Raw genomic sequence first — 20,239 nt, forward strand, 5'->3', positions numbered from 1 at the left:
GGTTATGAGCAGGACATTTTGAAACGATCCCAACGTTTTCGATACCCGCTGAAGGCTCATTCTCTACAATAGCAATTACACCTTTAAAAACCAGGGCTTCGCGGCCCAGCCTCTTCCCTTTGCCCGGTCATTACATTGTGGGGAATTTCCAATTACCATTCTATGCACGTTACCTATACGCCTGCTGCCATTTTTCTATTGTTATCCCTGGTGCTATGTTTGTTTACAGCCTCGTTGCTGTTGCTATTCGCGCCAAGGGCGCCTAATAAAGTAAACTTCTTATTGGGGGCCTATTTCCTCGCTTTCAGTTGGACGCTTTGGGTGGTTTTTCTCATTTTTACTAATCATATCCTCAGCTTTCCCCATTTCTACAGAACGGGTAATATCTCCTGGTTGGTGGCCCTTCCTCTCGCTTATTTATACATTCGGGTAGCGGTGAAACACGTTATTCTTTCCTGGCGCGATCTGATACACCTTATTCCGCTGGTCTTTTTCCTTATTGATTTCAGCCCCTTTCTTTTATTGAGCGCCGCCACTAAATACGATCTGATCATGGCGGATATACAAAACCTCGCCGTTTCGAACAGTTTTCGGCAGGGTTGGTTGTTGCCGGCGAATGGCCAGGTGGTATTTCGTGTGCTGGTGATGTGCTTTTATGGTTATTTACAGATCCGTTTACTGGTGCAACTTCCCCGGAAAGAAAGAGCGCAGCAGCAACACTGGTACAATTGGCTGGTTACCCTTACCGTACTGCAATTGTTGCCCATTCCCATTGTTATTTTTTCGATGCTGACCAGTGTGGCCTATGTTTGGTGCACCTGCATTCCGCCGGCTGCGGCTGCACTGCTGGCTTGCATGACCCTGTTCCTGCGTCCAAGGATCTTGTATGGGTTCTCCCAACCCAAGGAGCCTGTGCCGGTAAAAATGCGCTGGGTGGCCGGCGACGTAGTGGGGAGCGAATCGAAGAGAATACTGGAAGCGCTGATGCAGGATAGTAAACCGTATTTGAACAGTGATTATAAATTGGCCCAACTGGCCGATGATCTGCATATGACCATTCACCAGGCTTCTGCTTTTTTGAACCAGGTAGCAGGACATAGTTTTCATGACTACATCAACCTGCAACGGATCAACTACAGCATCGAGTTGATAAAAGGCGGAAAAATGGCAAACCTGAATATGAAAGGGATTTCGGAACGGTGTGGTTTCAACAACCGCAATTCATTTACGTCGGCCTTTAAGAAATTCAAGGGTATTACCCCTTCGGAATACGTGGCGAGTTTACGGTAGAGGTGGGTCGTGAAGAGTATCCTAAAAATGAGTAGTGTTACCTATTGTGGCTGATGTATGTCCCCTGTATTTTTGCAGCGGTTTCAAACAGTTGGCGGTGAATTGGTTAAACAGAGGGTGGTTTCAACCGGTTCTATCGCCGACCTGAATAAAAGTGGACTCCTGAGTTCACTTTTATTTTTTTAACCCATAACAAACATGTTCAGGGCATCTTGCTGTCACGAAATACGGCAAGGCGCTGGACTATCGGGAGGGTAATTAATGATGCAGGAATAAGATTGGGTCAGTTATACCGCATTGGGGCCTGCTGCCCAGGGCAGCAGGTCTTTATTCGGTAGGGGCTTAGGCCTGAAGCGATCAGGAACGCAGGATGGCTACTTCCTGTGCAATAGGCCCTCTGGGGCTTTTTCCAGGCCGGTAAGTTACTTTGTCATTCTCTTTAATAGGCTCCGTAAGGTCATTGACGTGTACGAAAACCCGCTCCCGGGTATCGCTGTCGTTAATAAAGCCAAAGCCTTTGTGGTCGTTGAAAAATGCTACGATCCCGGTGCGGAACATGGCTGCCGGTTGGTCTTCCATCTTTGGTACACCGATCTGAATATCTTCCTGGCGGAATTCTCTTTTGATCCGGGGATCTGAGGGGCGGTCGGTAAGGTTACCGTTTTCATCGAGATAGGCCATCATGTCTTCCAGTTTCTTGCCTTTCTCTTTGTTGCTTTTGCGCATTTCCATCTTCTCTTTCTTGTCCTGTTGCTTGCGCATGCGCTGTTTTTCTCTCTCTTTCTTTGAAAATGTTTCCTGGGATTTTGCCATAATTTGTTTTTAGTGATGCCTGCAAAGCAGGCATATGGTTGTCTGTTGCCGGTTTTAGCCGATCGTTTCTCCAACGCTGAGCTTTACAAACTCAGATCCGTTGAATATGCGGGCCAGGCCGGTATCTTTCGACTTTAGGTATTTCTCCATATTGGATTCATTGATGATACGCCAGAAGTTCTTGCCTTTCAATTCGTTGTAATCGGCTGTTTTGATAAAGATACCGTTGAATGAATTGCGGGTACGAAAGCTCACTTTTACTGCATGGCGATCTGTGTCATTTTTCTGCAAAAAGCTCTCGATCTGTTCGATTGTCATAGTAATGATAATTGTTGAATATTTGTTGATGCCTGTAGGCCGGTTCAGTGACCTTATGACAGGTATAACAGTTTTCGTTGCGTTATGTTCAACAGCCGGGATAAAGGATTGGTTTTCAATCTGAAAAGACATAGGCCACGGCCGGAATAGCAGGAGGCAAGGGCCCGAAGCGCCGTGAGTAAACAGGTTAATATCGATACCAATGCGCGGCTCAAACGAATGCGTAAAGGTACAATAAGTAATTGGTTTATAGTGTTTATATTTTGGATTAAGCGGGTGCGCGTTCCAATAAAAAGGCCGGATTTTCACCCGGCCCCGGCACGTCATCGTGCTTTACTATTTGAAAATCATTATTCTTCATCCTCATTTTCGTCTTCCTGTTCGGCCGACCAGTTTATGCTGCCTTCTGCGATATAGGAAAGATGGTGGTCGGTTTCTTTCTCTTCTTCCAGGGTTTCTGCCAGGAGTTCGGCTACTTCGGTATGCCCTATCACATTGGCCAGCGCTACCAGGGTGCCGTAGGTGGCGATCTCATAATGTTCGATCTTCTGAGCGGCGGCGATGATGGCCACATCCCGGGTCATAGTGCCTTTTTCGGTTTCTTCGAGTATGGATTCGCCCTCTTTGATCAACCCTTCCATGGCTTCGCATTTTTTTGCCTGGGCTTTTTTGCCGAGCAATTCAAATGCTTCTTCCACCCGGAGCACATGCTCAAGGGTTTGGACAAGGTGATCTTCTATGGCAGACTTCAGTTCGTCGGTTGTTGCTGCCCGCTGCATTTTGGGCAGGGATTTGGTGAGCGCCTTTTCGGCCCAGTAAATATCTTTCAAGGCATCTACAAAGAACTTCTCCAGCTGGGTGTTTCCTTTGGCGGCACCGGTGTTGGTCGCCTTCCACTTGGTTTGTGATTTTGTTATCGTAGGCATGATTACTGAAATTTTGGTGGTGAACAATTGAGATGGTTCACTCAAACCTTGTGCCTGCAACGGTTTGCGCAGATGAAGGCGTCGTACTGCGAGCGGGATGTCTTTAGATTGTGGACTTGTGCGGTGTAGCGTAGAATTCAATACTCATTCTTATAGGCAATAAAGAACTCCGGTTGCTCATTGATCGTTGCCAGTAACCGTGATGGGTAGACATGGTAATAAGAAGCCGACCCCCTTGGTGGGAAGCCGGCTCACGATGCTTCATCTTTCAGGCTATAGATCTACGTCCTATTTAACAGGTATTCTTTTAGAGGCGCGGGCCAGGCTAAAGCTCAGCAGCAGGGCCAGCAGGCAAAAGGTGGTCTCGATGTACAGCCATTGTGTGCCGAAAGCTCCGAGCGGACCTTCTGCGCCTATCGTGATGAGGCGCGACAGGGCATAGCAGCCCCACATGACCGCCAGGAAACGCAGGCCTTGCAGGATGTTAGTAAAGGCCCAGACGATGCAGAAAAGGCTGATGGTAAGCCCCACACCGCCGTATACGCCACGGATAGAGCTGAAGGCGTCATTGTTGGGCAGTTTCGTCTGTACGAGGTCCATCACCGCCTGCGGATTGATGAATGCCAGGGCGCTTACATACAATAAGCTGGCGGCGGAAAAGAAAATGAAAACACGGGATAATACTTTGATCGTTCTTATGCTTTTCATGTTGGTTTGTTTTATTCCGACACAAAAGTGGCACGGCGGCCAACATTAAATCTTGGCGACCGCCAAGATTTAAGACAATAGGGAAAATAGTTGCCGCCCTGGCTGGCTGTAGGGGAGTTCCTGCTTCTTTTAACCTGATTAGGTATTACCTACCCAGGGTTATCTTAGGGTCATGGTAAGGTATTGCCAGGAAATTAAGCCTATGTTAACCCTGGGATAACCCTAAGAACACCCTGGGATGACCCTAAGATGACCCTAGGATGGGAGGATGCTGAGGGTTAGATCAGGGCGTTTTGGATGCTGGCATCCAGATAAACTGGAAAGGGCAACAGACCACGCGTTGGTCTATTGCCCTTTCTTTGGATGGGATGCCTAAAATGGCCAGCCCCATCTTAAAAACCGTGTTCTTCTTAGAATTTATCCCAGAACAGTTTAGTAGCTACTCTGTCGCCGCCTATGGCTGTGGACGCTGCCTCGTAATTTCTGCGGTTGACGTTTTGTTCCGACACCGGGTAAGGATAGCGTAGTGGTATCACCGAAACCGAGTTGGCTGCCCGCGCCAGTTGCGGGTAATCGAATTTTCTCCATTCGATCCAGGCGTCCCAGCCGCGGTTGTGCAGGGATATCCATTTTTGATGGCCGATCTTTTGCTGCCAGGTGCCTGTGGCGGTCGCATAATTGACCGCTGCCTGGGCTAGATAGGTTGCTGCTTCTGCCGCAGTGCCTTCCCAGAATTCGATCGACGCGGTGATCGCTTTGTCGTAGTGCTCCTTTGCCGTACCTCCTACATTATAACCTCGTTCAACAGCTTCTGCCAGCAGGAACTCTGTTTCGGAATAGTCAAGGAGATCGCCGGGATAATTGGGCGCGGTGATCTTTGTACTTACGTGCGACAAAGCGGCAAAGTCGCTGCCCCTGCCGGGTGCGCCACCTGAATAGCCGCCATTGGCGTCTTTGGTAAAGTAATCATCGATACGCGGATCGCCCACATTTTTCATCGCATTCACCAGGGTACTGCCAGCCACAAAATCATCCCGCGTCGATTGTACAAGATCCACCCAGATGGGGTTGGTATTGGGCGGGCTCGCCAGGAAATGGAACAACGCGTTGTCATCGTTGCTGGTGAAGATGCCGGCGGCCACGGCATTTTCTGCGGCCGTTTTCGCTTTGGCATTATCTGCATCGGCAAGGGTGAGCGCCATTTTCAACTTAAGTGTATTGGCAAATTTTTTCCATTGGCCGGTATTGCCTTCGTAAATGATGTCTGCATTACCGAAACTGGCTGATGTTGTATTGAGCGCGGCAATGTCTGCATCGAGCCGTGAAAGCAGGTTGTCGTACACTGTTTTGGCATCATCATAGGTGGGGAACGGATTGTCTACATTCAAAGCCTCGGTATAGGGAATATTGCCGTAGGTGGTAACCAGGTAGTAGTTGGTATACACCTGCAGTATATCGGCAATAGCAAGCTGGTTCTTGCGCACCGTTTCGTCTTTTTCCTGCAGCGGGATCAGTCGTTTCGCTTCCTCCAGATCGATCAGTGGTTGTTCATACAGGGAGCTCCAGACCGCGTCTGTTACATTCCTCTTGGCGAGGTTGTAATTGCTTTCATCAGGATAGGTGGTTTGTTGCCAATGCTGAACAATGAGCCTGAATATGTTTAGGTTTACATTGGCAGAGACCATGGTACTGGACAAACGGCGCTGTGCGTTTGTCAATAACGAAGTGGCCTTCGTTTCCACGGGGTTCTTGGGATCCTTGTTCTTTTCCGTAAGGTCCTTGTTGCAGGCCACCAGGAGCAGCAATACGGGTATGGTGATCTTTACTAGTTTCATGTATTAGAATTTCAGTTTTACATTGAATGTCAGCGCGCGCACGGCGGGGTAAGCGCCGGAGTGGTAGCCCTGCAGGTTGCCCGATCCAAGTGTTTCTTCAGGATCGGCGTGAGGCAGGTTCTTGTGGATGATCCAGAGGTTTCTGCCCACAAGCGAGAAGTCAATGTCTTTTACCACCTTTAGTTTGCTGACGATTTTGGCAGGCAGTGAGTAATTAAGTACAACTTCTCTCAGCTTGATATAACTGGCATCATATACAAAGGCTTTGTTGGGAATAGTAATGTCGCCAAAAGTCCCGTATACGTTCTCTATGCGCGTTGTATTGGCCTTGCCGTCTTCGGTTACCCCCGGCATAATAACGCCGCCGCCTTCTGAAATGGGTGCGCGGGAAGGCTTTCCCTGATCATTAAGTCCAGCGGTTTCTTTGTACAAGCCCTCGGACATGCCGTAATAGAGGTCGAGCGAAAATATATCGCCACCTTTACGCATATCGACCAGGAAACTGAAGGAAAGGTTTTTATACCGTAATGTATTGTTGATGCCGCCCAGCCAGTCGGGGAAGGCATTGCCGATGATCTCATTGGAGGTGGTGGTAGCCAGGTAATATCCATCGGCATCTACGGTACGCTGCCCATTGGTGTATATGAAATCGGTGCCGCGGATGGTGCCGTAAGGCAACCCCTTGGTGGCATCGATCGATACGCCGCCCTGGAAGGTGCCCAATTGCAGGTTTTCGGCTCCTTCGAAGAGGTCAACGACCTTGTTCCTGTTCTGCGACCAGTTGAGGGTCATGTTCCAGGAAAAGTCTTTTGTTTTTACCGGGGTCGCATTTACCGATACCTCGATGCCTTTGTTTTCCATCGATCCGGCATTCAGGTACTTCGCTTCGTAACCAGTTGCCCGGGAGATGGCTACAGGCAATATCTGGTTGATGGTCCTGGTACTGTAATAGGTAACATCGAATCCCAACCTGTTTTGCAGGAAGGACATTTCCAGCCCGAGTTCTGCGCTACGGGTAAGTTCGGGCTTGAGGTTGGGATTGTTTTTGGTATAATTGTTATTGGTTCCTGTAACGGCACTTTGAGGGTGTTCGCCAAAGGGAGGTGTTGTTGCGTATACATCCGTTACGCTGTACAGCGGTGCATCGGAACCCACCTGGGCATAGTTGGCCCTCAGTTTTCCATAGGAGAGCCAATTCACGGACGACAGCAATTCGGAAAAAGTAAAGCTGGTCGATATAGAGGGGTAGTAATACCTGTTATTGCCTTTGGGCAGGGTAGAGGAGGCATCCCGGCGAAGGGTGGCATCAACAGTAATAAGGTCTTTCCAGCTAATGGTAGTTCCGGCGAATACGCCATCTACTTCCCTGAGCCCTTCAAACTCTTCCGGTGCATTGGGGGTGTTCAGTGAGTTGGTCAAAGCGTATACTTCCGGCACAATTAAGCCTCCGTTGGTGCGGGCCCTTATGTAGGAAGTGTATTGACGACGGATATTGGTTCCCAGCAAGGCCTTAAGGTTGATGTCTTTGCCAATGTTCTTGTTGAAGTTGGCAGCGAAGTCGAAGTTGGTCTCGCGGTATGTTCTGTTGAACCTCGAATAGGATGGAGTACCTGTGCTGCCGATGGCCCTGCGTTCCTCAATGATCTCATCGTAGGAGTCGACAGAAATACGGCCCGTAAAGTTGAGCCAGTCGGTGGCCCGGTAGTTCAGGTTTACATTGCCGTAATAACGGTTGCGTGTGTCTGTCTCATAATTTTTGTTCAATACCCAATATGGGTTATCCCAAAAATTGGGGACCAGGGCAAACGGGTCGGTATTTTTGATATTCCAGGTTATGTTTTGTCCCGTGCGTTCGAATGCCGCTTTTTGTTCTTTGACATCGATGTTCATTTGCCACCATTGGCGAAAGCTGGTCATCAGGTTCCGGCCTCCCGAGCCATCATAGCCTGTTCCATAACGTCCACGCCCATTGATGTTTGAGAAGTTGATGCTGGCGCCGGCTGTTAGCTTGTTGGTGAGGTTATAGTTGGCGCCGAAGTTGATGAGGTTCTTCGTGATCTTACTGTTGGGCAATATGCCCTTGTCGTCGTTGCGGGTATATCCCAGCTTAAAGTTTCCTTTGTCGGAGGCTCCGTCTATGTAAACCGATTGGTTGGAAGACAGGGCTGTTTCAAACAAGGTGGTTGGGTCGTTGGCACCGGCCACCCACGGTAATTTCTTCCGGTAATGGGGCGAAGAAGGATCAAACGACTGCCATTGGTAAACCATCAGGGATGGATCGAATTTGCCGCCATAAGAGGCGTCATCGTTGATGGGCGCCAAAAGATCGTTCACGCCGTCACCATCTATGTCCTGGTACAGAAAATGCCCGGAAGGGTCAGGGTAGTCAACCACGCCATAATAACCAGCTCCATATTCTTTTTGGTAGGCAGGGAGTGTTGTTTTATCGACCTTGCCTGCTGTAATGCCCGAATTGATCGTGATGCCCAGGCCCCTGTTACCCTTTTTCGTAGTGATCAGGATCACTCCATTGCTGCCTTGTGAGCCATACAAGGCGCTGGCGGCCGCTCCTTTCAACACCGTGATGGAAGCAATATCATCCGGATTGATGTCTGCGGCAGCGTTTCCATAATCATAACCGCCACCAGCTGTACGCTGCGTGCCCGTTTGCGAACTCGTAGTACCGGTAGCATTGCTATAGGGTACACCATCTACGACAAACAAGGCCTGGTTGTTGCCGGTGATGGATTTAAAGCCACGGATGATCACATTGGTAGAGGCGCCCAGCGTGTTACCCTGTTTGATCTCAAGACCGGCTATTTTGCCCGACATGTTTTGAATGAAGTTGCTGGTGCGGGTTTTGGCCACTTCTTCACCGGCGATCTTCTGGGCTGCATACGGCACCTGGTTCCTGCCACGGCTTACTCCGAGTGCTGTTACGAAGACTTCGGTGAGCTGGTCCTGCCCACGTTTCAACACGATATTAGAGAGGTTGCCATCAGCATCCGCCACCTGCGAAACGAAGCCCGCAGAGGTGATCTGTAGTTTGGCGCCCCTGTTGACGGTGATGGAGAACAGACCATTTTCGCCCGCCTGGACAGCCGCTTGTGTGGACATGTCCGTTATGGTGGCGAAAGGTACAGGCGCCCCTTTTTCATCTTTCACGGTACCGGTCACTGTTTTTTGCTGTGCATACCCGGTATGCAACAGGAGCAGTGCCAGCATGAAGCTGACAATTTTCTTCATAAGCTTTTTGTTTAATAAAAAAATAGATTAGATATAGACAACCGTACGAAAGGGAAATAGGCCTGCCCGGTCCGGGATGCCTGAATAGCCAGTCGAAGCAGCAGGTTTGGTTGGCTGAAGTTCGGCGGGTGCCGAAGCTTGCCTGATTTTTACAGCAATGGGTAAGTGAAGATTGTCCGTCACTGCAGTTGGATAGGCCGACATGAATAGTTGAGGTTGCCCGATGAGGCGATAATGCGGAAGGGAAAAGCTGTGCTGTCAGCTAGTTGCCTATCTGTACTTGTTTTTCCCGGGCTGTTGATTTTTGTCTTTGCCCATAGGAATAAAATAGAGCCAGAAGAATCCGATCAGGAAAAGAATGAGCGATCCAATAAATGCAGGCCAGGCAATGCGGGTGTGTTTACCCAGGGCGTTGTTGAGGGCTGTGTAGAGTAGCCATATCTGCATACCGATGTTAAAGATCAGCACGCAAATTAATGCAGAAAGGAGCGTGTTGGACTTGTTGGGGTGGGCTTTGCTTTGTGCTTCTCTGAAATTACTCATGACGAAATGCTTTTACGTATATGTCTTCTCCTTTTACCACCACTTCAAGCGATGGCAGGGGACGGGGAGGTGGCCCGGCTATTGGCTCTCCGGTGCGTGCATCGAAAAAGCCGTTGTGGCAGGGGCATTCGATCTGCCCGGTGCCCGGTTTATAGTATACCGCACAGGAAAGGTGCGTGCACTTTTGTTCGTAGGCGCGCCATTCGCCGCTTTCCAGGCGTATGAGAATATAAGGGATCGTACTTCCTGCGATCACGAAGGCATGGGTGCCACCGGTGGGCACATCGTTCACTTTGCACACCAGGTGTTCGCCTACCACTTCGGCGGGTGGGGCCAGTTGCGCCTTCAGTGCCACAAAGCCGCTGCCAGCGGCAAGGCCGCCCGATACGAGGCATAGATACCGGGCAAAGTCGCGCCGGCTCACGGCGGTGGCTTCGGTACGTTCGATGGGGAAATCTGTTTGCCAGTGTGGTGCTGGGTTGGTTTCGTCTGCCATGGTTTTACTGGTTAGTGTACTTTCAAATGGGTGCTGCCTTTGGGCATCATGATATTGACCTTGGTGGTGACGGTTAGCTGACCAAAAATAAAGGTATTAACAGGTGTACTGTTGGGCCGCATACGGGCTATTTCTTCCCGGGTGCCATAATACAAGGCTTGACTGGGACATACCGTGGCGCACATCGGTTTTTTACCCGCGCTGGTGCGGTCGTAACACATGTTGCACTTCATCATCAGGTCGTATTGTTCCTGTTTTTTGGGGACGCCGAAGGGGCAGGCCATCACACAGTTGGAGCAGCCGATGCAACGAGAAGTGTTAGCGCTGTGCACCACGCCGAAATCGTCTTTACTGATCGCGTCGGCGGGGCAAACCTTAGCGCATACCGGGTCGTCGCAGTGCATGCATACCTGTACGGTAGTCTGTATGGTGGTGGAGCGCTCCACGTAGTTTACATGGATCATACTTTCATGGCCATTGGTTTCGCATTCGGCACAAGCCATTTCACAGGCCCGGCATCCGATGCAGCGCTGCATGTCTACGAAGAACTCCATGTCTGTTTTGTACGCCGTTGTTTCCATTGGAGGTGGTTTATCGTTGTTAAATACTATCCCAGGCATGAGCCTGCTTAGGGTCGCTGATAATGCCTGTAGGTTCCAGCCGGCAGGCGCATACTTTAAACTCCGGTATTTTCGATATAGGATCAAGGGTGCCCGGGGTAAGCTGGTTGGCTGATTTTTTGCCCGGCCAGTGATAGGGAAGGAAAACGGTGTCTTTCCGGATCGTTTCAACAATATTGGCCGGAAACTCTCCCATGCCCCTGCGCGTTACCACGCGTACCAGTTCGCGCTGGCGTATGTTGTACTGTGCTGCCAGCTCGGGATGGATCTCTACCAGGGGTTCCGGATAAATACCCACCAGTTTGCCGATGCGCCTGGTTTGTGTGCCGCTGAGGTATTGTGATACGACCCTGCCGGTGGTGAGTACGACCGGGTATTCCTGGTCGGTTACTTCGCCCGGTGGGCGGTAGCTGACGGGGTTGAAATGTGCTTTGCCATCGGGCGTATGGAATTTACGGTCTTCCCACAGGCGCGGCGTGCCGGGATGGTCTTCTGTTGGGCAGGGCCAGAAGATGCCCATATTCTCTTCTACCTTCTTATAGGTGATGCCATAATAATCGGCAGTGCCTCCTTTCGAGGCGACGCGCAATTCGTTGAAGATGGCTTCGCTGTTGGCGTAGGTGAATTTGTCGCCCGCGCCGAGGCGGTGGGCTATCTCCAGCAATATCTTTGTATCTGGCCGCGCATTGCCCGGTGGGTCTACGGCCTTCTGTATACGAACCACACGCCCTTCGGCGGTGGTTACCGTTCCTTCCTCTTCTTCATGCAGCGAACCGGCCAGTACGATGTCTGCATGGCGGGCGGTTTCGTTCAGGAAAAAATCGATACATACATAGAACTCCAGTTTCTCCAACGCTTCCCGTACATAGTTGTTATTGGGCAAGGATACCAGTGGGTTGAAGCAGATCGACAGCAATCCCTTTACTTCTCCTCGGTGTATGGCTTCAATGAGCTCATAGGCGGTAAGCCCCTTGCCGGGCATTTCCGCTTCGGGTATGCCCCATACATTGGCAATGTATTTCCGGTGCTCAGGATTGGTGATGTCGCGGTTGCCGGGCAGCTGATCGCATTTGTGGCCGTGTTCGCGGCCTCCCTGCCCGTTGCCCTGGCCGGTAATGGTGCCATAGCCGCAGTAAGGTTTGCCGATGCGGCCGGTGGCCAGTACGAGGTTGATGCAGCCCAGTACGTTCTCCACGCCTTTGGAATGATGTTCTATGCCGCGGGCATGGAGCAGGAAACTGGTTTTGGCACGGCCCCATAATTCGGCGGCCGCGATGATCTTATCGGCTGCTATGCCTGTCACTGCTTCAGCCCATTCGATGGTATGGTCTTTTACAACTTCGAGGGTGGCTTCGAAACCGGAGGTATGGTTGCGGATGAAATCATCATCGAGCAGGTCATGATCGGCGAGGTATTTGAGCATGGCGCCGTACAGGGCCGAGTCGGTACCCGGCTTAATGTCGAGGTGAATGTCGGCCGTGCGGGCGAGAGGAATAACGCGCGGATCAATGACGATGAGCTTAGCCCCGTTGTCGCGGGCGCGCCATATCCAGTGCGTGAGCGTAGGAAAGGTTTCGCTCACATTTGCGCCGGTTACGATGATTACTTCGGCGTGCTCGAGATCGGCGTAGCTGTTGGAGGCGCGGTCGAGCCCGAATGCCTTCTTATTACCGGCGCCGGCGCTCACCATACAAAGCCGTCCGTTGTAATCGAGGTTGGCGGTTTTGACGGCTACGCGGGCAAACTTGCCTACGAGGTAACTTTTTTCGTTGGTGAGCGATACGCCGGATAAGATCGAAAAGGCATCATGGCCGTATTGTGCCTGAATTCTTTTGATCTCCGATACTACCCGGTCCATCGCATTATCCCACGTGGTGGGTTGAAATCCTTTTCCTTCTACCCGTTCCAGCGGATCGAGCAAACGGTCGGGATGGTTATCCTGTAAATAACGTTGTACGCCCTTGGGACAAAGACGACCTTCATTGAACGGAAATTCCATCCAGGGCTCAAAGCCCACCACCTTATTGTTTTTTACCAGCAGTTGAATACCGCACTGCATGCCGCAAAAGCAGCAATGAGTTTTAACAGTGCGGTCGGGTTCATCTCTTCCCACATATCCCTCCTTGGGTGCATAATTGAGGTGCGGCCCGAACTGTTCAATGATCTTCTCTGGTGATACCGGTAATCTTGCCATATTGATTGATTAACTCCCCGTTTATCCGAAATAGGTGCCGCTTTCACACCTGGCAGCCAGGTGCGCTTTGGCGAGTAAGGAACGTTTCCCTTCCGGACTATAATCGAGGTGAGAGCTTCCATCTTCAAGCGTAAAATCGAAACCAAGTTCTTTCGTCACGGTTTTCAGGTCGTCTACGTGCAACTGGGTGGTAAAGGGCTGGTGGGTATGGGGACAAATGGCCATGCCTTTCTTTTCGCCTTCTTTGAGGTACACATGTACGCCTATCTGGGCAGGCCGTTGTATGATGTGGAAGAATTTGCCAAAGGGAATCCATACGAGGAAGAGAATGACGGAGATGGCATGCGTAACGGCCATGAAGTCGTAGGCAAAGCCTTTCAGAAAGGCATAGCTGAAGTTGAGGCCCAGGCCGGTTACGGAGATAATGATCAGCAGGATCAGGGGGAGCAGATCGCCTTCAAAAGTTTGCGTGGCAATGAGACCGGCGTTGGTAAGCCGCTTGATCAAAAAGATGAGGCAACCGATGATCACCAACCAGGAGCACCAGGTAAGGGCGTGAAAAATGAGAAAAGCGAGTGTGCTGCCGAGCTCGAAGTTCATCACGGTAAACCCGAAGAAGTGGGCGTTGTAGATCTTAATGGCTGCGGGATCAGCGGCAGAGGCAGGGTCGAGGGTAAAATGTATCCAGCCGAGGGTAAGTGGTATGGTAATGGCGAAGGCGGCGAGGCAACCGGAAGCGAGCATGAAATGCGCGAACCAGCGCAGGCGGCTTCTTGGATAAATGAAAGCCTGAAAAGCGAGGTTGCGTACCGATTCTTTGGTCAGCAACCATAGATGTGCCAGGAGGCTGCCGTTGAATACGAATTGCCAGGTTCGTTTGAAGTAAAGCCAGGTGGGCGGCCGCTGTAGCCATACGGCATAGCGGTAAACCGCGCCAGCCAGGGCGAACAACGTTCCGAAAAGATAGGCGATGAGTGCGGGATCGAAGTTTTGCAGTTTGCGCGATCCGTAGAAGGAAAATGCCACACAGAGCAAGGTTGCTACCGCTGCAGCCAGAAATGCTTTCTTATCAATCGGGAATCGATGCCTCATACCGGTCTATTGGTTTTTAACCTTCTTGTTGAATACGGGCAGTTCGAGCAGTAATCCGATGAAGACGATGATCCAGGTCGTTACTGCTAATATAACGAATATCGCCGAAATGGGTTTTATAAAACTGAAGCCGGTGATGCCTGCGTAGGTAAACGTGCATACGCCATACATGCCCATGGGAAATACCATCGACCAGTATTGCGGATCATAACGCAGGGGCACGCGTGCAATGAAGTGCCGGTAGCCGAACATGATGAACAGCAGTGGTACCCACCAGGTAGCGAAGGCCCAGAAGAAGAGCGTAAAGGAGCGGATGAAATTGGCCCAGTGGCTTAGCATTTCATGGGTGTTGGCATACATCACGATGCGCGATCCGGCAAGGGATATGATGGCTACGGCGCCCATATTGATCCAATAGGGCGGAGTAAGGGTCTCTGCCTTCATGCTGATGAAGAGCCATCTGTATAGGATGAGGCCGATCAATACCAAGTAGAACATGCCGCCGATCATGTAGGCGCATAGCGCAATAAATGCAATGATATGATGATAAGAACTGCTGTTGGCGATGATGGCGCCCAGCACAGCCACCGATTCGGTAGAGACCACGATGAGCAGCCAGGCCCCGCTGATGCTTTGCTCGAGGCTTGGCTTGGGCTCCTTCATGATGTTGACAAGAAAAAAGGTGTACAACAACAATATCCAGAGGGTAAAGCCAATGATCCAGAAAACAAGCGCAATATCCTGCCGCTGCGCAATCACGGCGATCTGGCTGCCCAGTACATTATTGCCGGCCACCAGGGTAAGGAAGGTGACACCGCGGGCGGGATGGTGCAGATCGTCCCATACCACTTTGGGAAACTTTACAACGCGCGCAATGAGAATGATCCATAGGGTTACATAAAAAAATGCATTAAGGCCGAGGAAAAAAGTGGCCAGCGATGTCCATTTCCAGAGAAAAAGCCCGATCGAAACAATGCCGGTAGCCATGACCAGCGCAAAATATCCCGGAAAAAAATTCTCCAGTGTTGTTTGAGAAAGTGGTTGTCCCGGATACCTGCCTATGGCACTGGCTGGACTGTTCATAATGGAGGCGATTTAATGGATTGGTATAAGAGCTTCTATTTCAATTACTAAAAATAAGCAATTTATCATTCCCGCTTTTTGGTGAATGCTGTGCGATTATTGTGTAGGTATTTATTGTGTGGATATTCATTTTTTGATGATCGTATATTTCCTATTGCATCTATGCGCGGCGAGTTATAGTTTGTGTGTAGTTGATAAATGCAACGATCCTGAAAAGCCAATACCCCGAAAACCGCCCTGTATCAATGAAAAGCCCGTTGTTAACCGTACCCAATAAGGCCAGGATTGTTTCTTGTTATCGACAGCAACCAATCTCTATATTCAAGGTCCAATTTTTGTGAAGAAAGTTAAGTGCTCGTCCTTTCGTGTAAAAGATTGAAGCCCCCGTTAAGGGGGCTTTTGTTTTACTGGCCGGCCCGTATCGCTCTGCTATTTTTTTGTGCTGTTCTTATGTATGTCTTTACGGCGATGTCAGATCAAACTTTACAGAACGAATGTCGCCGGTAAAAGCGAATTTGCCTTTTGCTTTGTAAGTCGGACTCACCGGTGAAATAGCATCCTGACCAATTTCGAACGGCTCAATACCGAGTGCAAAGGCACTTTTTTGTAAAGCCACTTCGCCGGCGGGCTGATCGTTGATGTACATTTTAAAAACGCCGCCAGTCACGGGACCATTGGAGGTATAGACTCCCTTGATCATTGTTTTGCCCGATGGTACTTTTTGTGGCGAAACACCTTTGTACCTTTCAAAATCGAAGTAATTATAGTCGAAGCATAATTTACCGTTTTGCAAATACCAGCTCCAGCCGCCATTGGCGCCACCGGTACAGGTAATGACTCCCTCTGCGCCGGTAGGCGGGATATCGAGTTCGGCCGTCATCACGAAGGGCTTTGTCCAGATCATGGGACCAGCAGCAAACGGCAGTCGCACATGCCCATTGTACTGCCAGGAAGTTTTGGGTTTTCCTGCAACCCGTAAGGAGGCATCCATTCGTTCGGACATCCGGATATCGATCGGAAAGACATCGTATTTCTTTGCTTCTTCATCAAAGATCTTTTTAAGCTCTTCCAGTTTAGCCTGGTTACTACTTACGATGTTGTTGGCTTCGCTGAAATCCTCCTCGAGATTATAGAGTTCCCAGGCCGAATTGTTGAGCTCGGAGATGTCCTTGTGCAGCGTGTTCCAGGGTACACCCACCCGGGCACAGGCGATCCAGCCATCGTGGTACAATGCGCGGTTGCCCATCATTTCAAAATATTGGGTAGTTCGTTTACCGGCCGCTTTTCCATCATCGAAGGAATACAACATACTGACCCCTTCCATGGGTTTTTGTTTGATGCCTTCTACATACTCAGGCGCCTGGACCTGCGATGCTTCGAGAATGGTAGGCACGATATCGATCACGTGATGGAATTGAGAACGTACTTCACCTTTTGCTTTGATGCCCGCTGGCCAATGCACCACCATGGGGTTACGGGTGCCGCCGAGGTGAGAGGCCACTTGCTTGGTCCATTGAAAAGGCGCCGCACAGGCCCAGCCAACGGGAACATGCGGTTCCGACTCGGGTTCACCGATCTTGTCTACCCGGGCAGCAATCCCCTTCAAGCCCGGGTTGTAACCTAGCAACGATGCCACTTCATTGAAGGTGCCTTCGAGACCACCCTCTGCACTGGGGCCATTGTCGCCCACGATGTAAAAGATCAGTGTATTGTCGAGCTCACCATTTTTCTCCAGGTGGCCGATCACCCTGCCTGCTTCATAGTCGGCATAGGCGAGAAAACCAGCATAATTCTCCATTAAGCGGGTGTACACCATGCGTGCTTCGGGCGATTGAGATTCCCAGGAAGGTATCTCTGCAGGGCGGGCCGTGAGCTTGGTATTGGCCGGCACAACGCCCAGTTTCTTCTGCCGTTCCAGCGTTTCCTCTCTTAGTTTATCCCAACCCTGATCAAACTGTCCTTTAAATTTTTCGCGCCAGGCTTTGGGGGCATGATGAGGTGCATGTGCAGCACCGGTTGAGTAATAGATAAACCAGGGCTTGTCAGGTTGAGCGGCATTCGTATTGTCGATCCAGTTGATGGTTTCATTCGTCATGTCCTTGGCAAAATGGTAGCCCTGTTCGGGTGTTTGCGGTGGATCGACTGGTGTGGTGTTACGGTACAGCACAGGGTAGTATTGATGTGTTTCGCCCTGGTTGAATCCATAGAAATAATCGAAGCCCAATCCTGTGGGCCAGCGGTCGAATGGACCAGCGGGATTGATATCCGGCTCGGGCGAATTGTGCCACTTGCCAAATATAGAGGTGGCGTATCCGTTACCCTGTAATATTTTAGAAACGAGCGCCGTGCTCCTGGGTAAAATACCGGTATACCCCGGAAAGCCGGTACCCATTTCAATGATCACCCCGGTAGCAACGCTATGGTGGTTTCTGCCCGCCAGTAAAGCGGCACGGGTGGGAGAACAAAGCGCTGTGGTGTGGAAGCGGTTGTACCGCAAACCATTCTGGGCCAGTTTGTCGAGCGTGGGCGTAGGCACGGGGCCTCCAAACGCACTGGTTTGTCCGAAACCAACATCGTCGAGTAGGATGATCAATCCATTGGGGGCTCCGGCAGGAGCTTTCAATGGTGCCGGAAAATCGGCTTTGGCATCTACAAAGGTGGGGGTCACTGTGCCGTTGAAAGCAGGGTCGGACTGCGGGATGGCGTTGACGCCGGAAGTAGTTGCGGTGGTAGTTGTTTCTGCATTGTTTTGGCGCTCCCTGGGTCCACATGCCTGCAATAGGGCGACCATACAGGCAATGAGTAAGCTGTATTTCATGGTTGATCTGTTGGTGGAAAACGGTAAGACACGATTCACCGGTTCTGTCCGCCAACAGCCGTGAGCGGCAACGTTTACTGACTGCCGTATTCTGCATCCGTTACCGGCTGCAGCCAGTTGACCATTCCTTTCCCGGTATTGGTCATGATAACGATATGGGTGAGGCCGGTGGTTGGAGTGGCGCCATGCCAGTGCTCAACGCCCGGCATACATTTGATCACATCACCCTTGCGGATGGTTTGCCTTTGTCCGCCTTTTTCCTGCAGGTATCCTTCTCCTTCGGTAACCAGCAATAGCTGTCCGGCCGGGTGATTGTGCCATTTGGTGCGGGCGCCAGGTTCGAACGTAACATTGCCCACCATACAGTCAAAAACGCTGTCGGCCGGCACCAGGTTGTTGAGCCAAACGGCACCGGTAAAATGCTGTTCTGGTGCGCGGTTGCCCTGGGGAAAAACTGGTTCCCCTTTTACGGTGACGGTACTGTTGGTCGTGGCAGGTTTGTCGTTGCAGGACGAAAGTATTGCGGCCATAAGAAGTGGTAAATATATTCGCATGGCTGGAAGGTTTAATGCATAAAGGTACCTCATTGCTAACATTCAATGTGGCAGCTGTTTCCTCTCCACTTCGTCCTGCTTATTATTTCACGACTTCGAAATCACCGGGTTTCCAACTGCCATCGAAGGCTGCCTGTTGCGGTCCGTATACGCGTATATAGGCAAACCAACCTTTACCTGGTATTGTTTTGATCCATTGTCCTTCTTTACCTGCGGGCGCCGTTGGCCCGAAATACAATTCCACTGGAGCATTGGTTGGCAGGTCTTTCAGTTCAAAGAGCGAGCGCAACGCTGCTTTGCCCTGGTCGGTCTGTACCTGGCTTCTTGTTTCGGCATCGTAAATGGTGATCGACCAGAACAGGCCTGCAGGTATGGGTTGCGGCAGACTGAGCTTGTATGTTTTGCCGCCGTCTACATAAGCGCCGGTATTATCGCGCAAGCCGAGCCAGTAAAGGGACCCGGAACCTGCCTGGCGTCTGAACATGGCGGGTGAAGCACCGATAGCCTGATAAAACCATACTTCGCGGGCATCGATGTCGATGTAGTTCGGAGTAGCGAAATCGCCGTTCTCAAAACGCAGGCCTGCCCATTCCCATTTCCTGTCGGGCCACACTACCCGGTCGGGTCTCCGGTCGGCAAAGGATTGTACGCGAATCTGTGCATTGGCCGTGCGGGCCGCCTGTTCGAGTATGCGTTTCATTCGGGCATCGGGGCTGAAGGGTTTGCCTTTGGCAATACCCAGTACCGCCAGTTCGCCATAATAATGCTTATAATCGGCTACCGGCGGCTGCGCCTCGAGCGCATTGTGTAGTTGTTCCCAATATTGAATATTGGTTTCCCACTCCAGTGGTGTCGTGTCCTGAGGCCCGTCGGTGAGGTCGGGCCAGGTGGGGGCTGTCCAGCCTGCTACAGGTTTCAGCGGATACACTTTTATGGTCGATAACCTATTCATGGCGGCAGCAACATCACCGCCAACAGGCAGCGACCTGGCTCCAATAACCTGCAGGTTGGCGCTAGTTTTCCAAACATGGTAGCCGGCCGGTATTTCGCCCGAATAACCCGGTGGCAACAACAGGTGTTTGCCGCCTTTGCCGGCATCGGGGCCAGGTATGCCCATGTCGGCTACCCAGCGTTGGTTTACATCCATGCCTACCACAATGAGCGGTCCCGGCGGTATTTCTATTACGATGGGACCTATGCTGAGATCGAGCAGGATAGGACCGTAGGGGGTATCTGAATTGAGCGTATAACCCACGTGTTTGGGTTTCGTGTCGAGTCTTCCAAAAACTTTGTTTGGCACCACTCCTACTTTGCCGTTGCCTACCAGTATCGCATAGCCGGACACCGTAGGGTAAAAGAATTTGTAAGCCTGGATGGCGCGGGTGAGGTCGGCATCATCATAGGCTTTTTGAATGGTAGCTTCGGATGGATAGCCGCCGGTAAAGGAATACCCGAGCGAGTCGGTGGCGGAGCCGGTGCTATTGCCTGGTTGTTGCTGTTGCTGACCACAGGAGGCGATGATCACTGCGATCGCCAAAGAGCGTTTTAATCCCTTCATGATTTATACATTATTGTAGTGGATAGCTTATACATACGGATAACCGCCTCTGCTAAGTGCGGTTTCCGTTTTTTGGTGTTACCATTACCCTTCAACAGGGTAGACACGGCCGGGCGAATGAAGCCGCCAACCTGCGGTAGAAAGA

The 20,239-nt window shown here is 50.9% G+C and carries 16 protein-coding genes; 1 reads left to right on the forward strand and 15 read right to left on the reverse strand.

Translation table 11 applies throughout. The features are described from left to right. The first annotated feature begins 162 nt into the window (after positions 1 to 162). On the forward strand, positions 163 to 1,290 hold the full coding sequence (locus P2H89_RS19325) for an AraC family transcriptional regulator (RefSeq protein ID WP_275829860.1): 1,128 nt from the start codon (positions 163 to 165) through the stop codon (positions 1,288 to 1,290). 357 nt (positions 1,291 to 1,647) lie between these two features. Here P2H89_RS19325 and P2H89_RS19330 read toward each other — a convergent pair whose 3' ends face one another. From P2H89_RS19330 to P2H89_RS19400, 15 genes are all read right to left on the reverse strand, one after another. Further along, the gene (locus tag P2H89_RS19330; protein ID WP_275829862.1) at positions 1,648 to 2,103 is read right to left on the reverse strand and encodes a cold shock domain-containing protein; all 456 of its coding nucleotides are present in this window, start codon (positions 2,101 to 2,103) and stop codon (positions 1,648 to 1,650) included. 54 nt (positions 2,104 to 2,157) lie between these two features. Next, positions 2,158 to 2,421 carry a short-chain dehydrogenase gene (locus tag P2H89_RS19335; protein ID WP_275829864.1) on the reverse strand — a complete coding sequence of 88 codons (264 nt, stop codon included), beginning with the start codon at positions 2,419 to 2,421 and terminating at the stop codon, positions 2,158 to 2,160. A 350-nt stretch (positions 2,422 to 2,771) separates the two neighbouring features. After that, positions 2,772 to 3,347 (reverse strand): ferritin-like domain-containing protein, encoded by a 576-nt coding sequence (locus P2H89_RS19340; protein ID WP_275829879.1) that lies wholly within the window; start codon positions 3,345 to 3,347, stop codon positions 2,772 to 2,774. Between the two features lie 288 nt (positions 3,348 to 3,635). Continuing rightward, entirely contained in the window at positions 3,636 to 4,055 is a 420-nt protein-coding gene (locus P2H89_RS19345) for a DUF4345 domain-containing protein (RefSeq protein ID WP_275829881.1), read from the reverse strand. Between the two features lie 410 nt (positions 4,056 to 4,465). Next, positions 4,466 to 5,890, reverse strand: coding sequence for a SusD/RagB family nutrient-binding outer membrane lipoprotein (locus P2H89_RS19350; RefSeq protein ID WP_275829882.1), 1,425 nt, complete (start codon positions 5,888 to 5,890; stop codon positions 4,466 to 4,468). 3 nt (positions 5,891 to 5,893) lie between these two features. Further along, a complete protein-coding gene (locus P2H89_RS19355) occupies positions 5,894 to 9,136 on the reverse strand; it encodes a SusC/RagA family TonB-linked outer membrane protein (RefSeq protein WP_275829884.1) in 3,243 nt (1,080 codons plus the stop codon). Between the two features lie 270 nt (positions 9,137 to 9,406). Continuing rightward, complete coding sequence (locus P2H89_RS19360) at positions 9,407 to 9,679, reverse strand: DUF6755 family protein (RefSeq protein WP_275829886.1); 273 nt, start codon at positions 9,677 to 9,679, stop codon at positions 9,407 to 9,409. After that, positions 9,672 to 10,175, reverse strand: a complete 504-nt coding sequence (locus P2H89_RS19365) for a Rieske (2Fe-2S) protein (protein WP_275829888.1) — start codon at positions 10,173 to 10,175, stop codon at positions 9,672 to 9,674. Before P2H89_RS19365 ends, P2H89_RS19360 begins: the two co-directional genes overlap by 8 nt. An 11-nt stretch (positions 10,176 to 10,186) precedes the next feature. Further along, positions 10,187 to 10,756 (reverse strand): 4Fe-4S dicluster domain-containing protein, encoded by a 570-nt coding sequence (locus tag P2H89_RS19370; protein WP_275829890.1) that lies wholly within the window; start codon positions 10,754 to 10,756, stop codon positions 10,187 to 10,189. A 19-nt stretch (positions 10,757 to 10,775) separates the two neighbouring features. Continuing rightward, a complete protein-coding gene (locus tag P2H89_RS19375; protein WP_275829892.1) occupies positions 10,776 to 12,989 on the reverse strand; it encodes a molybdopterin oxidoreductase family protein in 2,214 nt (737 codons plus the stop codon). Positions 12,990 to 13,010: 21 nt separating this feature from the next. Continuing rightward, entirely contained in the window at positions 13,011 to 14,081 is a 1,071-nt protein-coding gene (locus P2H89_RS19380) for a hypothetical protein (RefSeq protein WP_275829894.1), read from the reverse strand. A gap of 6 nt (positions 14,082 to 14,087) precedes the next feature. Beyond that, the gene (locus P2H89_RS19385) at positions 14,088 to 15,164 is read right to left on the reverse strand and encodes a tellurite resistance/C4-dicarboxylate transporter family protein (RefSeq protein ID WP_275829896.1); all 1,077 of its coding nucleotides are present in this window, start codon (positions 15,162 to 15,164) and stop codon (positions 14,088 to 14,090) included. 460 nt (positions 15,165 to 15,624) lie between these two features. Further along, a complete protein-coding gene (locus P2H89_RS19390; RefSeq protein ID WP_275829898.1) occupies positions 15,625 to 17,982 on the reverse strand; it encodes an arylsulfatase in 2,358 nt (785 codons plus the stop codon). 74 nt (positions 17,983 to 18,056) lie between these two features. Next, complete coding sequence (locus tag P2H89_RS19395; protein WP_275829899.1) at positions 18,057 to 18,512, reverse strand: cupin domain-containing protein; 456 nt, start codon at positions 18,510 to 18,512, stop codon at positions 18,057 to 18,059. 106 nt (positions 18,513 to 18,618) lie between these two features. Beyond that, on the reverse strand, positions 18,619 to 20,094 hold the full coding sequence (locus P2H89_RS19400) for a DUF1254 domain-containing protein (RefSeq protein WP_275829901.1): 1,476 nt from the start codon (positions 20,092 to 20,094) through the stop codon (positions 18,619 to 18,621). Positions 20,095 to 20,239: the final 145 nt, after the last annotated feature.

The organism is Paraflavitalea sp. CAU 1676 (assembly GCF_029223285.1).
Taxonomy (GTDB): domain Bacteria; phylum Bacteroidota; class Bacteroidia; order Chitinophagales; family Chitinophagaceae; genus Paraflavitalea.